This window comes from Streptomyces sp. SGAir0957, assembly GCF_043523415.1.
Genome location: NZ_CP027293.1, coordinates 8,142,215 through 8,155,656, shown reverse-complemented (window position 1 = coordinate 8,155,656; position 13,442 = coordinate 8,142,215). Strand labels below are relative to the sequence as shown.

The window sequence follows — 13,442 nt, the reverse complement described above, 5'->3', positions numbered from 1 at the left end:
CGCCCCCACACGTTATCCGAGACGCGTAATTCACCTATTCCCAAAGCCTGTGACCTAGGTCACAGACAGGCGGGGTGGCAGCGTGCTTTAACCATCAAGTACTGTCTGCGGCACCCCCACGGAAGGCAGGACCGGAATGTCTGATTCAGTCCGTGTCGACTATCTCGTCATTGGCGCAGGACCCGCAGGTCTGCAAGCCGGGTATTTACTCAAGAAATCCGGACGCGACTATCTCGTCGTGGAGGGGAGCGACGCCCCGGGCGCCTTCTTCACCCGTTTCCCGAGACATCGGACCCTGATTTCCAGCAACAAGGTGCACACCGGCTGGAGCGACCCGGAACTGCGCCTGCGCGTCGACTGGAACTCGCTGCTCTCGGACGAGGGCCCCCTGTTCACCGGTTACACCCCGCGCTACTTCCCGCCGGCCGACGAGATCGTCCGCTACCTGGCCGACTTTGCCCACGAGCACGGCCTGAACATCCGGTACAACACCCGCATCAGCCGCGTAACCCGTCCGGACGGCGGCGAGTTCGTGGCCACGGACGAACATGGCAACGTTGTCCGCGCGCGGCGCGTCATCGTCGCCACCGGTGTCTCCCGGCCCTATCTGCCGCCCATCGAGGGCGCCGCCGAGGCGGAGCGCTACGACGAAGTGACGGTCGATCCGCAGGACTTCGTGGACCAGCGGGTTCTCATCATCGGCCGGGGAAATTCAGCGTTCGAAACTGCGGACAACCTCATCGAGACCGCCGCCGTGATCCATGTGGCCGGGCCCGGTTCACTGAAGCTGGCCTGGCGCACGCATTTCGTCGGCCATCTTCGGGCCGTGAACAACAACTTCCTCGACACCTACCAGCTGAAATCGCAGAACGCGATCCTGGACGGCAATATTCTCCGCATCAAGCGGAATGACGACGGAAAATTTGTGGTGAGCGTCAGCTTCTCGCGCGTCGACGAGGTGGTGAAAGACATCCCGTACGACCGTGTCATTCTGGCCACAGGTTTCCGGTTCGACGCGTCGATATTCGCCGAGGAATGCCGACCGGATCTGATCATCAAGGAACGTTTCCCGCACCTCACGGACGCCTGGGAATCGGTCAACGTACCCGATCTCTACTTCGCCGGGACCATCACCCAGTCCCTCGACTTCAAGAAGTCCACCAGCGGATTCATCCACGGTTTCCGGTACGGCGTGAAGGCTTTGTCCCGCATCCTGGAGCGCCGCTACCACGACGCGCCCTGGCCGCACGCCGATGTGCCCGCCACCGGCACCGCCGTGGCCGACGCCGTCATCGCGCGCGTCAACCGCACCTCGGCCCTGTGGCAGATGTTCGGGTTCCTCGGCGACGCCGTCCTGGTCGACGCCGACGGCCAGGTCCGTTACTGCGAGGAGGTGCCGGTGCAGCACCTGCACGCTGCGGCCGCGCGGGGCGACTTCGGGCCACTGTCCGCCTATTTCAGCGTCACCCTGGAGTACGGCGCCGACCACGACCAGGTCGACCCCTTCGACATCCGCGTCAACCGGATGAACCAGCAGGACACGAGCGGTCTCGACGCCCGCTATCTGCACCCCGTCGTCCGGCAGTTCCTGCCCGACGGCAGCGGCAAGCCGGTCGCCGAGCACCACATCACGGAGAACCTGGAGAACGAGTGGGACAACCCCGACGTGCACGTCGGCCCGCTGCGCTCCTTCCTCACCGCCCGCCTCGCGGCCGGTGACGGTTCCCCGGCCGGTGACGCGCTCGCCGCACCCCGGCCATGAGCGGCCAGGAGACCGCTCCGAGCCACCATCCTGCCGACCTGGCGCGCGAACGACTCCCGCCGGAGCACTACGACTTCTTCGCGGGCGGCGCCGGTGAGGAGACCGCGCTGCGGGAGAACGAGCACGCCTTCGGCCGGCTGGCCCTCGTCCCCCGGGTGCTGCGCGGCGGCACGGACCGCGGCACCCGGGTCGACGTCCTCGGCCGGGAGTGGCCGGCCCCGCTGTTCGTCTCGCCCACCGCGTTCCACCGGCTCGCCCACCCCGACGGCGAAGCGGCCACCGCCCGCGCGGCCGCCTCGGCGGGCGTCCCGCTGGTGACCGGGGTGGCGGCGACCACCGCCGTGACGGACGTCGTCGCGGCGGCCCGCGAGCGGGACGCCGACCCCGTCGTCTGGTTCCAGCTCTACCTCCACCCGGAGTTCGAGGTCACCGCGGAGCTGGTCCGCCGGGCGGAACGGGCGGGCTGCTCCGCGCTCGTCGTCACCGTCGACTCCCCCGTGTTCGGCCGCCGCACCCGGGATCTGCGCAACGGCTTCCACGACCTCCCCGCCGGGCTGACCACGGAGAACATGCGGGACCTGCCCGGCGGCGAACCGGGCGGAACCCTGCCCATCCCCATGTGGCCGGCCGGCTGGGACGACCTGCGCCGCCTGCGCGAGACCACGAGCCTGCCGCTCGTCGTCAAGGGCGTCCTGCACCCCGGGGACGCCCGCACCGCCGTCGAGGAGGGCATGGACGCCCTGCTCGTCTCCAACCACGGAGGACGCCAGCTCGACACCGCCCCCGCGTCGGTGGAGGCCCTGCCCGCCGTGGCCGGGGCCGTCGCCGGGAGGGTGCCGGTCCTGATGGACGGCGGGGTCCGCCGGGGCGGTGACATCGCCACGGCCCTCGCTCTCGGCGCCCGTGCCGTCGGCGTCGGGCGGCCCGTGCTGTGGGCGCTCGCCGCCCGCGGCGAGGACGGCGTCCGGGAGTACCTGACCGCGCTGCGCACGGACTTCGACCAGGTGCTCGCGCTGTGCGGTGGACACCGTCCCGGCGACCTCACGGCCGACCAGGTGGTCGAACGCGGCACGCTCCGGCGGGCGACGACAGGAGAACGGACATGCTGAGGAAGTCCACGGTGGCGGCCCTGGCCGCGGGGAGCGCCCTGCTGCTCTCCTCCCCCGCCTGGCTGCCCCGCCGGGTCGTCACCGTACGGATGAAGCTCTTCGCCCGGATCAACGGCGACGAGGGCCTGCCCTTCCCGCACGACGAGTACGGCGGCGCCGAGCGCTTCGAGGAGATCTACGGCCAGGCCGCCGCGAACGGCCGCAGCAAGGGCGCGGCACTGTCCGACCTGTTCTGGTACTGGCTCGCGCCCGGCGCCGACATCCACCAGGAACACCTGGAGCCGGGCCCCCGCTACGACGAGGTGTCGCGGCGCACCCTCGCCCTCCTCTCCGGCACCTCGGCCGAGCTGTACGAGGCGGCCGCGCGCAGCACCCGGCGCGTTCTGGACGCCCTGCCCGCCGACGGCGTACGGGCGGTGCGGCTACGGACCTGATGATGCCGGTGTGGGCGGACTTCTTCTACACGCTGGTGTTCAGGGAGGAGTGCCCGCCCGAGGCACGCAAGCTCATCGTCGACAACGCCGAGGACGTGGTCAATGCCCTCAAGTGCACCAGGCTGCGGCACCCGCGCCGCCGCGACCGGCTCACCCGCTATCTGCTGCGCAGGCTGGCCGCCGGCGACGTACCGCACGACCTTCCGGCCGGGCTGACACGCCGTCAGCACGCGTACTACCTGCAAGGCACCTTCTTCAACACCGCCGTCGTCCAGATGTCGGAGGCGATGGCGCACCTGCTGCTCGTCCTCGCCCAGCACCCGGGCGTGCAGGAGCGCGTGGCGGCGGGCGACGACGACCGCTACCTGTCGCACGTCATGAACGAGACGTTCCGGCTGTTCCCCCTGTTCGGCGTCGCCCACCGCATCACCACCGCCGACATCGACCTGGAGGGCATGCCCCGTATTCCGTCGGGCTCCGTGCTGACCTTCAGCTACCCCGACTACCACGCCACGGGCCACCCCGAACCCGAGCGCTTCGACCCGGGCCGCTGGGAGACGCTCTCCGCCAAGGAGGCCCACCACATCCCGTTCGGCATCGCCGCCAACCGGCCCTGTCCCGCCTGGCGGCTCTCGCCGATCGCCATGCGCGCCGCCACCCGCGAGGTCCTGGCCCGCTTCGCGCTGGACTCGCCCGTCAGCCATACCCGTTCCATCCCGCACCGCGCGCCGTGTCTGCTCCTCCCCCGCGACCGGCCCGTGGACGCACCGAGGCACCGCGTCCTGCGCACAGCGCTGGCTGTGCGGGACCGGGCAGAGGACGTCGGCCGCAGCCTGACGCAGCTCGTCCTCGGCACGTACATGGTCCTCGACGCCCGTCGCACCAGGCCCGCTACGCGCTTCTTCGCCGAGCACGACACCGAAGGCCGCCCGCTGCAAGGCGCGCACGCCGCTACCGGCGCCGCCGACGTCTGCCCGTACACGGGCCGGACCTGACCGAGGAGTCACCGTTGTCGACCACCGAGCTGGGTCCGGCGTTCTTCCTCGCCGTGGCCGTCATCCTCGTCACCTGCCGCCTCGTCGGCTGGCTGCTGCGCTACCTGGGACAACCGCCGGTGGTGGGCGAGATGGTCGCGGGCGTGGCCCTCGGCCCGTCCGTGCTCGGCCTCGTCTCGCCCGGCGCCGAGGAGTACCTCTTCCCGCAGGAACTCCGGCCGATCCTCTACGTCGCCGGTCAGATCGGCCTCGCCGCCTTCATGTTCCTGGCAGGCTACGAGTTCCGCACCGACAAGCTGGCGTCGGTGGGCCGCACGGCGGTCTCGGTGTCCGCAGCCGGGATCGCCGTACCGCTGGTCCTCGGCGTCGGCCTCGCCACCGTCGCGCACCACTGGGTCGACATCTACCCGGACGGTGTCTCGCCGCTGGTCGGGGCGCTGTTCATCGGGGTCACCCTGGCCATCACCGCCTTCCCGATGCTGGCACGCATCATCAACGAACGCGGCCTTACCCACACGCGGTTCGGCTCCGTCTCGCTGGCCGCCGGGGCGCTGGACGACGCCGTGGCGTGGATTCTCCTCGCGGCGGTGCTGAGCCTGGCGGGCGGCGGGGCGAGCACCTTCGTCCTGGCGGCGGCCGGCACGGTCGGCCTCGGCGTGCTCCTCGCCGTGTTCGTGCGCCTGCGGCCCAAGGCGCTCGACTGGGCGCGGCGGCTGACCGAGGAACACACCCTGCTGGTCGTCGTCCTCGTGCTGTTCCTCGCCGCCTGGTACACCGACCGCATCGGTCTGTACGCGGTGTTCGGCGCGTTCAGCCTCGGTGTCGTCTTCCCTCGCGACCCGGTGGTGACCCGCGCGGTGCAGGCCATCGAGCCGGTCAGCCGCATCGTGTTCCTGCCGCTGTTCTTCACCTACTCCGGCCTGAACACCGACTTCACTCTGCTGTCCGGCGGCACGATGCTGCTGTTCACCGCCGCATGTGTCCTGGTGGCCGTCGTCAGCAAGTTCGGCGCCTGCTGGGCCACCGCACGCCTCCTCGGCGAGCCGCGGGACGTCGCCGTCCGGGTCGGCACACTGATGAACGCGCGCGGCCTGATGCAGCTCATCGCCATCAGCGTGGGCCTGGCCGCGGGCATCACCTCTCCGGCGCTCTTCGGCGTGCTCGTGATCGTCGCCCTGGTGACGACGGTGATGACGTCGCCGCTGCTGTCCCTCTGGGACCGGCTCGACCGCGGCCCGGCCCGGAAGACGACCCCGGTGGCCGAGGCTGCCGCCGACCGGGGCGGTGAACCGAGCGCGGCGACGAAATGAAGGTGCGCGCCGACCGGGGGCGGTGGCAGGCTGCATGCGTGAACCGTGACCAAATGTCCACTATCGCGCATACCCGGCACCCGATCAGGTCTCCCCTCGACGACGACGCGGTGCGCGAACTGCTGGAGCACGGGATCTCCCGACCGGACGCGCGCGTGCTCGACCTCGGCTGCGGCGGCGGAGAGTGGCTGCTTCGCGCGCTGTCCGCCGCCCCTCGGCTGCGGGCCGAGGGCGTCGACACCTCCGCGGACGCACTGGCGCGGGCCCGCGAGGCCGCGGACCGTCTCGGCGTCCGGGAACGCCTGGCGCTCCACCACATGCCCGCCGCCGACTTCGTCGCCCCGCACCGCTTCGACCTGGTGCTCAACGTCGGCGCCAGCCACGCCTTCGGTGGCCTGCTCCCCACACTCGCGGCGGCACGCGCCCATCTGGCTCCGGGCGGACGTGTCCTCATCGGCGACGGCTACTGGGAGCAGGAGCCCTCCGCGGACGCGGTCGAGATCTTCGGCGACCTCACCGACCTGGCGACCACCGTTGACGAGGTGGCAGCGGACGGATGGGTGCCCCTCCATGGCCACATCAGCAGCCGCCGGGAGCTGGACGCCTACGAATGGGCGTGCTGGGGGTCGCTCGCCGCGTGGGCCCTGGACCATCCTGACGATCCGGACAGCTCCGGGCTTCTCGCGACGGCCGCCGAACGACGCTCCGAGTGGCTGCGCACCTACCGGGACAGCTTCGGCTTCGTCAGCCTGGTGCTGCGCAGTACCCATGGCGCCGATGAGTGACGACCGGCCCCCCGTGCCGCCCCGCGCGTGGCAAGGCAGCGTTCCGGCCGTCAATTCCCCCGTCCGCAGGGCGGTCGCGTCGTCGGACCGCCCCTGCCGATTCATTCTTCATCAGCCCCGCGTGGGAGTGGAACAGTGATTCGATCAACCTCTGCGGCTCTTCCATACACTTGAATGCATGGATCATGAGCACAGCGGGGAGCGTGCGGTGCCGCTGCCGGACGTTCCGGGTCGACCCGACGGCGGTGACGGTGGCGGCGGTGGCGGTGGCGGTGGCGGTGGCGAACCGAGCGTGCATCAGCTGCGCCTGTTCCTCACCGTGGCCCAGGAACTGCACTTCGGCCGCGCCGCCACCCGCCTGTTCATGACGCAGCCCGCGCTCAGCCGCCAGATCCGCGTCCTGGAGACCAAGCTCGGGGGACAGCTCCTGGACCGCACCAGCCGCAGGGTCGCCCTGACGCCGATGGGGCGAGCGCTGGTGCCCGAGGCGCGCGAGGTCGTGCACGCCATGGCGCAGTTGCGGCGTCGCGCCACCGCGTACAGCAGAGAACTGCGCGACCACCTCGTCCTGGGCTTCATCGCCGGGGACGCCGCGATGCCGACCACCCACGCGATCCTCGACGAGCTGCGCGCCCGTCACCCCCGTATCACCACCGAACTGCGCTCCTTGCCGTTCGACGAGCAGTTCGACGCCCTGGCCGACAACGACGTCCAGGCGGCGTTCCTGCGTCCGCCACTCCCCCACGGCTTCCGCTCGCTGCCACTGTCGACGGAGCCGCGCGTGGCCTGCCTGTCCGCCGCGGATCCGCTGGCCGCGCTCGCCGCCGACCGACCGGTCACGCTCGCCGACCTCACCGATCACCTCGTGGTGGACGTCCCCGCGTCGTCGTCGCGGACGTGGTGGGACAACTGGGCGATCAACCCCCGCCCGGACGGCACACCGGTGCGCTTCGGTCCCGTCGCCTCGGACATCGAGGCACTGCTGAACACGGTGGCCCGCGGCGCCGCCATGAGCTTCCTGCCGGCCGCCGCCCGCCACTTCTACGCCCGCCCCGGCCTCGCCTACGTCGACGTGGCCGACGCCCCCGACACCTCCTCGGTGCTGGTGTGGATGCCCGGCAACCGCGAACGCCCGGCCGTGGCGGGCCTGTTGGAGGCGGCACGAGCCGTCCTCGCGCGGAACGAGGCCACGAACGAGGCCACCCCGGGGCGTGTCGACGGCGCGGCGGACCGCGTGCGCCCATGACCATGGGGCCATGAACGATCTCACCGGCCCCGCCCTGCTCTCCGACCCGCTCCGCACGAAGGGCACCGCGTTCACCGAACGCGAGCGCGCCGAGCACGGGCTGCGGGGGTTGCTCCCCCATGCGGTGACCAGCCTGGACGAGCAGGTCCGCCGGTGCTGGCAGCAGATCGCCCGGCAACCCGACGACCTGCGGCGCTACGTGTACCTGCGCGCCTTGCAGGACCGCAACGAGGCCCTCTTCTACGCCGTGCTCGCTCATGACGTACCGACGGCGCTGCCGCTCGTCTACACCCCGACCGTCGCCGAGGGGTGCAAGCACTTCTCGGAGCTGTGGCAGCGCCCGCGCGGCCTCTATCTCTCCTGGCCGCACCGGGAGCACCTGGTGGAGATGGTGCGCAACCGCCCGCACGACGACGTCGACGTCATCGTCGTCACCGACGGGCAGCGCATCCTCGGCATCGGCGACCAGGGCGTCGGCGGCATGGGCATCCCGATCGGCAAGCTCTCGCTGTACACATTGATCGGGGGGATCAACCCGGCCCGTACGCTGCCGGTCCTGCTCGATGTCGGCACCGACAACGCCGATCTGCTCGACGACCCGTTCTACCTGGGGTGGCGGCACCGCCGGATCGGCGACGACGAGTACGCCGCCTTCGTCGACGCGTTCGTGGAGGCAGTGCGCTCGGAGCTGCCGGAGGTGCTGCTGCAGTGGGAGGACTTCGCCAGTCCGCACGCGGCACCGATCCTGGACCGGTACCGGGACCGGCTGCTCACCTTCAACGACGACATCCAGGGCACGGCAGCCGTCGCGCTCGGCGCGTTGCGGGGCGCGACCAAGGTGGTCGGCACCCCTCTGAAAGAGCAGCACGTGGTGATGGTCGGCGCGGGGTCCGCGGGCATCGGTGTGATGGACATGGTGCGCCAGGAGATGGTCGACGAGGGCCTTTCGGACGCGCAGGCCCGTGCCCGCTGCTGGATCGTCGACGTCCAGGGTCTGCTCACCACGGACCGCGACGACCTCGCCCAGGACCAGCGTGCCTTCGCGCACGATCCTGCCGACGTCGAGAGCTGGGGAACCGGCGGGACCCCCGAACTGGCCGATGTCGTCGAGAACCTACGGGTGGGGGTCCTGCTCGGGCTGTCCACGGCACAGGGCGCGTTCACCGAGGACGTCGTACGGACCATGGCCGCCAAGGTGGACCGGCCGATCATCTTCCCCCTGTCCAACCCCACGGCGAACGCCGAGGCCCGGCCGGCCGACCTGGACGCCTGGACCGACGGGAAGGTACTGGTCGCGACGGGTTCGCCCTTCCCGCCGCTGCGACGGGACGGCGCCGACGTTCCCGTCTCCCAGTGCAACAACGTCTACGTCTTCCCGGCCGTGGGGCTCGCGGTGACCGCGGCGCGGGCGAGCCGGGTGACCGACGCGATGATGCGGGCCGGTGCCCGCGCCCTCGGGGACGCCTCCCCCGCACTGGCGGACGCCGAGGCGCCGCTGCTCCCGGCGTGGGCGGACGTCCGGGACGTCGCCGATGACATCGCACTGGCCGTGGCGCGGCAGGCCGTCACCGACGGTGTCGCCCCGCACGCCTCCGACGACGCACTGCGCGCCGCGATCCGGAAGACCCGGTGGACGCCGGGCTATTGAGACGCCCGGCTATTGAGCTGCAAGACTCCGGCTGGGCGAAAGGGGTGCGGGCGCCTGCGGGGGCCCGGGGTCAGGGTCGGGCCCCCGCAGGCAGTTCGCGGGCCGCCTTCAGGCGGTCGTGGTGGTGATGCGCCGGACGGCCTCACGGGTGAGCCGCCGGTCGTGCGGTGCGGTGTCGAGGGCGCGATGGAGGGCCAGGCCCTCGATGAGCGCGTCGAGTTGGCGGGCCGTCGCGGCGTCGAAGTGGCGCTCGAGAAGGTGTCGGCTGCGCAGCATCCACCGGTGGGTCAGCTCCCGGTACTCGGGGCGCCGGGCCGCGAGGGTGTACAGCTCGTGGGTGAGGATCAGGTCGCGCTGCGGTCCGCCGGAGAGTTCGTGGATGAGGTCGGTGACCGCTTCCCTGGCTTGCTCCGGGTTGTCGGCCGCGTCGAGGCGCAGCTCGAACAGGGCGGCGACGTGGTCGGCGAAGCGGCTGAACGCCTCGTGGAGCAGTTCGTCGATGCCCTTGAAGTGATAGGTCATCGAGCCGAGCGGCACCCCGGCGCGCGCGGCGACCTTGCGGTGCGAGACGCCGGCGACCCCTTCGTCGGCGATGTGGTCGAGAGCGGCGGCGAGGATGCGCTCGCGCCGCTGGGGGTCGGTGTGTCCGGTGGCCATGACGCGGTCGCCGGTTCAGAGGGCGCGGACGGGCCGCGCGGGGCTGCCGACGGCGACGACGTTCGCGGGGATGTCCCGGGTGACGACCGAACCGGCCCCGATGACGCTGTTGTCGCCGATGCTCACGCCGGGGCAGACGATGACGCCGCCCCCGAGCCACACGTTGTCCCCGACCGTGATGGGCCGGGCTGCCTCCAGCTTGTCGCGCCGGGGCTGCGGCTCCAACGGGTGCGTGGGCGTGAGGAGTTGGACGTTGGGGCCGATCTGGCAGTCCTCGCCGATGGTGATCGCGGCGACGTCCAGCGCGGTCAGGTGGTAGTTCACGAAGGTCCGGGCCCCGATGGAGATGTTGCTGCCGTAGTCCACGTACAGCGGCGGCCGCACCTCGACCCCCTCCCCCGCGAAGCCCAGCAGCTCGCCGAGGAGCGGCCGGGCGGCTGCGGGGTCGTCGAGGAACGCGGTCTGGTAGCGCGCGGCGAGCCGCATGGCGCGCTGCTGCCGCGCGGCGATGTCCGGGTCGTCGGCGATGTAGAGGTCACCGGCGAGCATGCGTTGCAGGTTGGTGCGCGGATCGTCCGCGAAGTGGTCCACGGTCATGCGTACGATCGTACGCTCTAGAGCGTACGTCCGTACACTCAGGGACGCGCCCCGGCGAGGACGAGAGCGACGAGGCGCTCGGCGAAGTCCTCGTCGAGGGATGCGCCGCTGATGAGGGCGCGGGTGAACAGGGCTCCACTGATCGCCTCGACGACGAGCCCGGGGTCCGTGCCCGCCTTGAGTTCACCGCGCTCGATCCCCCGGCGGACCATGACGGCGCCGCGCTCCAGACGCTCGCTCCAGTAGGACAGCCGGTGGTCCGGCAGGGTCTCGTCGCGCTCGGCGCTGAGCCGGAGCAGCGCTTCGCCCTGCGTCGTCGCGAGGAGCCGCGCCAGCGTGCCGAAGTAGGCGACGAGGTCGTCGTGGACGCGTCCGGTGTCCGGCACCGGCATGGCCGCGTCGAGCTGGTCGGTCAGCGCCTCCAGGATCAGGTTCTCGCGCGTCCCCCAGCCCCGGTAGACGGAGGTCTCGTGGACGCCGGCGGCACGGGCGACCGCGCCGACGGTGGTTCCGGCGAGCCCGCGCTCCACCAGGACGTCCACGGTGGCGGCGAGGACGGCGGAGCGCATACGGACCCCTCTGCGGCGCAGGGGCGGTGCGGTCTGATCGGACGAGGCCATGGCCTCAGCCTAGAACAGGACGACCGGCTAACGCAGGACCACTTGCTTTGCGAGGAGGCCGGGCGTACGTTTCATTGCAAGGCGACTTGCGTTAAGGGTTCACGCTCCCGGGTCGCCGTGGTGTCAAGGAGGACATGTCATGGAGCAGATGCTCGCCGCCCGGCTGCACATCCCCAGCCGCACCCTGCGGATCGAGGAAGTGGCCAAGCCCGTACCCGGTCCCGGCCAGGTCCTGGTGGCGGTGGAGGCCGCGGGTGTCTGCCTGTCGGACGTCCACCTGATCGACGGCACGCTCACGCCGCTGCTGCTCGACGGCGACACGGTCACCCTGGGCCACGAGGTGTCCGGCACGATCGCGCGGACCGGGCCGGGGGTCACCCGCTGGAAGCCGGGGCAGCGGGTCGTGCTGTACGCGGGTGAGGTCCGCGAGGGCGTCACCTATACGCGCGGCGTCGACTACGACGGCGGCTGGGCCGAGTTCGCGCTCTCCTCCGAGGACGCGCTCACCGAACTGCCGGACGGCATCCCCTTCGACCAGGGCGCGATCATCCCCGACGCGGTCTCCACCCCGTGGGGCGCGATCACCGTCACCGGCGCCGTGAAGCCCGCCGAGGCCGTCGGTGTCTGGGGCGTCGGCGGGCTCGGCGTCCACGCCGTCCAGCTGCTGCGGGCCGTCGGCGCGTGCCCCGTCATCGCGGTGGACCCGAACCCCACCGCCCGCGAGCGCGCCCTCGCCCAGGGCGCCGACCTGGCGCTCGACCCCGCCGACCCCGCGCTGCGCGACCGGATCGGCGCAGCGACCGGCGGCGCCGGTCTCACCGCCGCCTTCGACTTCGCCGGTGTACCGGCGGTCCGGGAGCAGGCCCTCTCGGTGCTCGCGCCCAAGGGCAGGCTGGTCCTCGTGGGCCTGACCGACAAGCCGCTGGCCGTCACCGACGGCACCCGGTTCAGCTACCTCCAGCAGCAGATTCTCGGCCACTACGGCTCGGACATGCCCGTCGCGCTGCCGCAGCTGCTGCGCCTGATCGAGGGTGGCCGCCTCGACTTCTCCGCGTCGATCAGCGGGGAACTGCCGCTGTCCGCGGCCGCCGAGGCGGTCGAGCGGCTGGAGCACAAGACCGACGACCCGATCCGCCTGATCCTGCGTCCGTGACCCGCGCTCACCGCGCGGGCCGGTATCTCATCGCTCGTCGTCTCAGCGCTTCGGCAACGCATGGCCGTTGAAGAACGTCCAGATCAGCGGGGTCGCGTCGATGGTCGTGGGGGTGGCCGAGTCCTCGTTGGGGGTCGTGGCGGGCCAGAAGTGGCCGCCGTCCTCGATGCGGTAGTGCTCCACCGCGGCCTTGCCCGCGCAGCCGGTCCACCGCTGCCGGACGACGTTGGCCTCGACGCGGGTGGTCCGAGGTGTGGCGCGGCAGCCGTCGCGCCGCGCCCAGTCGGCGAGCCAGTCCGGCAGGGCGGGCAGCCCCTTGGCCTCGTTCCCCGTGTACGGGATCGTGGTGTCGGCCTGGCCGTGGAAGTCGAGGACGGGCACGGGACGCGCGGGCCGGCACGCGCCGCCCTGCGGGTAGAACGCGCCGGACACCATCGCGGCGGCGGCGACCCGGTCGGCGAGGCGGCACGCGACGAGGGCCGCGAAGCCGCCGCCGTTGGACTTGCCGGACGCGAAGACGCGGCGCCCGTCCACACACAGTTCGTCCGCGACCTGGTCGATCAGGGCCCGGGTGAAGGCGATGTCGTCGACGTCCGCCGAGTACGGGGCGCCCTGCCAGGCCGTCTTGCCGTCCGTGCCCACGACGCCCTGCGGATAGGCGACAAGGGCGTCCAGGCCCGACATGCCGGTGAGGCTCTCCTGGTAGGCGGCGGTACGGCCGTGCCCGTGGAAGGAGAGGACCAGAGGGGTCGGGGTGGCCGGGTCGTAACCGGCCGGGACGTGCAGCACATAGGTCCGCGGTTGTCCGTCGACGGTGACCGTACGGTCGACGCTCCGCCCGGCCGGTGGCTGCGGCCGCGGGCGTTCGGCGGCGCAGCCCGCGGACCCGGCGGCGGACGCGGTCCGTTCGGGCGGGGCCGACGCGGCGGCGGGCCCGGTGAGGGCGATCGCGGCCAGGGCCGCCGTGAGCGCGGCGACGAGCGGGGAAGTGCGCAGGCGCATGAGGACTCCGATCGGGACGTCGGACCAGGGCTCGGCCGGCGGGAATCCGGAGCAGCGGCTTCCTCCTGACCGGCCGTCGGGACCTTAACGCCGCGGAGCCTCGCCGCAGCATCCCCCGGCACCA

The 13,442-nt window shown here is 71.8% G+C and carries 11 protein-coding genes and 1 pseudogene; 8 read left to right on the top strand and 4 right to left on the bottom strand.

Translation table 11 applies throughout. From position 1 onward, the window contains the following. The first annotated feature begins 136 nt into the window (after positions 1–136). The 7 genes and pseudogenes from C1N81_RS42385 to C1N81_RS42355 all read left to right on the top strand — a co-directional run bounded on the left by C1N81_RS42385 (position 137) and on the right by C1N81_RS42355 (position 9,289). A complete protein-coding gene (locus C1N81_RS42385; RefSeq protein WP_394436942.1) occupies positions 137–1,762 on the top strand; it encodes an NAD(P)-binding domain-containing protein in 1,626 nt (541 codons plus the stop codon). Beyond that, positions 1,759–2,871 carry an alpha-hydroxy acid oxidase gene (locus C1N81_RS42380; RefSeq protein ID WP_394436940.1) on the top strand — a complete coding sequence of 371 codons (1,113 nt, stop codon included), beginning with the start codon at positions 1,759–1,761 and terminating at the stop codon, positions 2,869–2,871. The genes C1N81_RS42385 and C1N81_RS42380 overlap by 4 nt, the downstream gene beginning before the upstream one ends. Beyond that, a pseudogene (locus tag C1N81_RS42375) lies at positions 2,865–4,300 on the top strand (cytochrome P450). Before C1N81_RS42380 ends, C1N81_RS42375 begins: the two are co-directional and overlap by 7 nt. Positions 4,301–4,314: 14 nt before the next feature. After that, a complete protein-coding gene (locus C1N81_RS42370; RefSeq protein WP_394436938.1) occupies positions 4,315–5,610 on the top strand; it encodes a cation:proton antiporter in 1,296 nt (431 codons plus the stop codon). A gap of 38 nt (positions 5,611–5,648) precedes the next feature. Continuing rightward, positions 5,649–6,395 carry an SAM-dependent methyltransferase gene (locus tag C1N81_RS42365; RefSeq protein ID WP_394436936.1) on the top strand — a complete coding sequence of 249 codons (747 nt, stop codon included), beginning with the start codon at positions 5,649–5,651 and terminating at the stop codon, positions 6,393–6,395. Between the two features lie 178 nt (positions 6,396–6,573). Further along, positions 6,574–7,641 (top strand): LysR family transcriptional regulator, encoded by a 1,068-nt coding sequence (locus C1N81_RS42360; protein ID WP_394436935.1) that lies wholly within the window; start codon positions 6,574–6,576, stop codon positions 7,639–7,641. A 10-nt stretch (positions 7,642–7,651) separates the two neighbouring features. After that, positions 7,652–9,289, top strand: coding sequence for an NAD-dependent malic enzyme (locus C1N81_RS42355; RefSeq protein ID WP_394436933.1), 1,638 nt, complete (start codon positions 7,652–7,654; stop codon positions 9,287–9,289). Positions 9,290–9,397: 108 nt separating this feature from the next. On the opposite strand, the gene C1N81_RS42350 is transcribed toward C1N81_RS42355, so the two are convergent. From C1N81_RS42350 to C1N81_RS42340, 3 genes are read right to left on the bottom strand one after another with little or no spacing between them, the layout of a single operon-like run. Continuing rightward, on the bottom strand, positions 9,398–9,946 hold the full coding sequence (locus C1N81_RS42350) for a TetR/AcrR family transcriptional regulator (RefSeq protein ID WP_394436931.1): 549 nt from the start codon (positions 9,944–9,946) through the stop codon (positions 9,398–9,400). Between the two features lie 15 nt (positions 9,947–9,961). Then, positions 9,962–10,543: a sugar O-acetyltransferase gene (locus tag C1N81_RS42345; protein ID WP_394436929.1), complete on the bottom strand. Its 582-nt coding sequence runs from the start codon at positions 10,541–10,543 to the stop codon at positions 9,962–9,964. 38 nt (positions 10,544–10,581) lie between these two features. Continuing rightward, a complete protein-coding gene (locus C1N81_RS42340; RefSeq protein WP_394436927.1) occupies positions 10,582–11,163 on the bottom strand; it encodes a TetR/AcrR family transcriptional regulator in 582 nt (193 codons plus the stop codon). Positions 11,164–11,302: 139 nt separating this feature from the next. Between C1N81_RS42340 and C1N81_RS42335 the strand changes: the two genes are divergently transcribed. Then, positions 11,303–12,316, top strand: a complete 1,014-nt coding sequence (locus tag C1N81_RS42335) for a zinc-binding dehydrogenase (RefSeq protein ID WP_394436925.1) — start codon at positions 11,303–11,305, stop codon at positions 12,314–12,316. 42 nt (positions 12,317–12,358) lie between these two features. Here C1N81_RS42335 and C1N81_RS42330 read toward each other — a convergent pair whose 3' ends face one another. Continuing rightward, positions 12,359–13,318 (bottom strand): alpha/beta hydrolase family esterase, encoded by a 960-nt coding sequence (locus tag C1N81_RS42330; RefSeq protein ID WP_394436923.1) that lies wholly within the window; start codon positions 13,316–13,318, stop codon positions 12,359–12,361. Between the last annotated feature and the right edge of the window lie 124 nt (positions 13,319–13,442).

Coding starts and splice junctions, on each gene's coding strand:
- C1N81_RS42385 (WP_394436942.1), top strand. CDS start 137: ATGTCTGATTCAGTCCGTGTCGACTATCTCGTCATTGGCGCAGGACCC.
- C1N81_RS42380 (WP_394436940.1), top strand. CDS start 1,759: ATGAGCGGCCAGGAGACCGCTCCGAGCCACCATCCTGCCGACCTGGCG.
- C1N81_RS42360 (WP_394436935.1), top strand. CDS start 6,574: ATGGATCATGAGCACAGCGGGGAGCGTGCGGTGCCGCTGCCGGACGTT.
- C1N81_RS42355 (WP_394436933.1), top strand. CDS start 7,652: ATGAACGATCTCACCGGCCCCGCCCTGCTCTCCGACCCGCTCCGCACG.
- C1N81_RS42350 (WP_394436931.1), bottom strand. CDS start 9,946: ATGGCCACCGGACACACCGACCCCCAGCGGCGCGAGCGCATCCTCGCC.
- C1N81_RS42345 (WP_394436929.1), bottom strand. CDS start 10,543: ATGACCGTGGACCACTTCGCGGACGATCCGCGCACCAACCTGCAACGC.
- C1N81_RS42340 (WP_394436927.1), bottom strand. CDS start 11,163: ATGGCCTCGTCCGATCAGACCGCACCGCCCCTGCGCCGCAGAGGGGTC.
- C1N81_RS42335 (WP_394436925.1), top strand. CDS start 11,303: ATGGAGCAGATGCTCGCCGCCCGGCTGCACATCCCCAGCCGCACCCTG.
- C1N81_RS42330 (WP_394436923.1), bottom strand. CDS start 13,318: ATGCGCCTGCGCACTTCCCCGCTCGTCGCCGCGCTCACGGCGGCCCTG.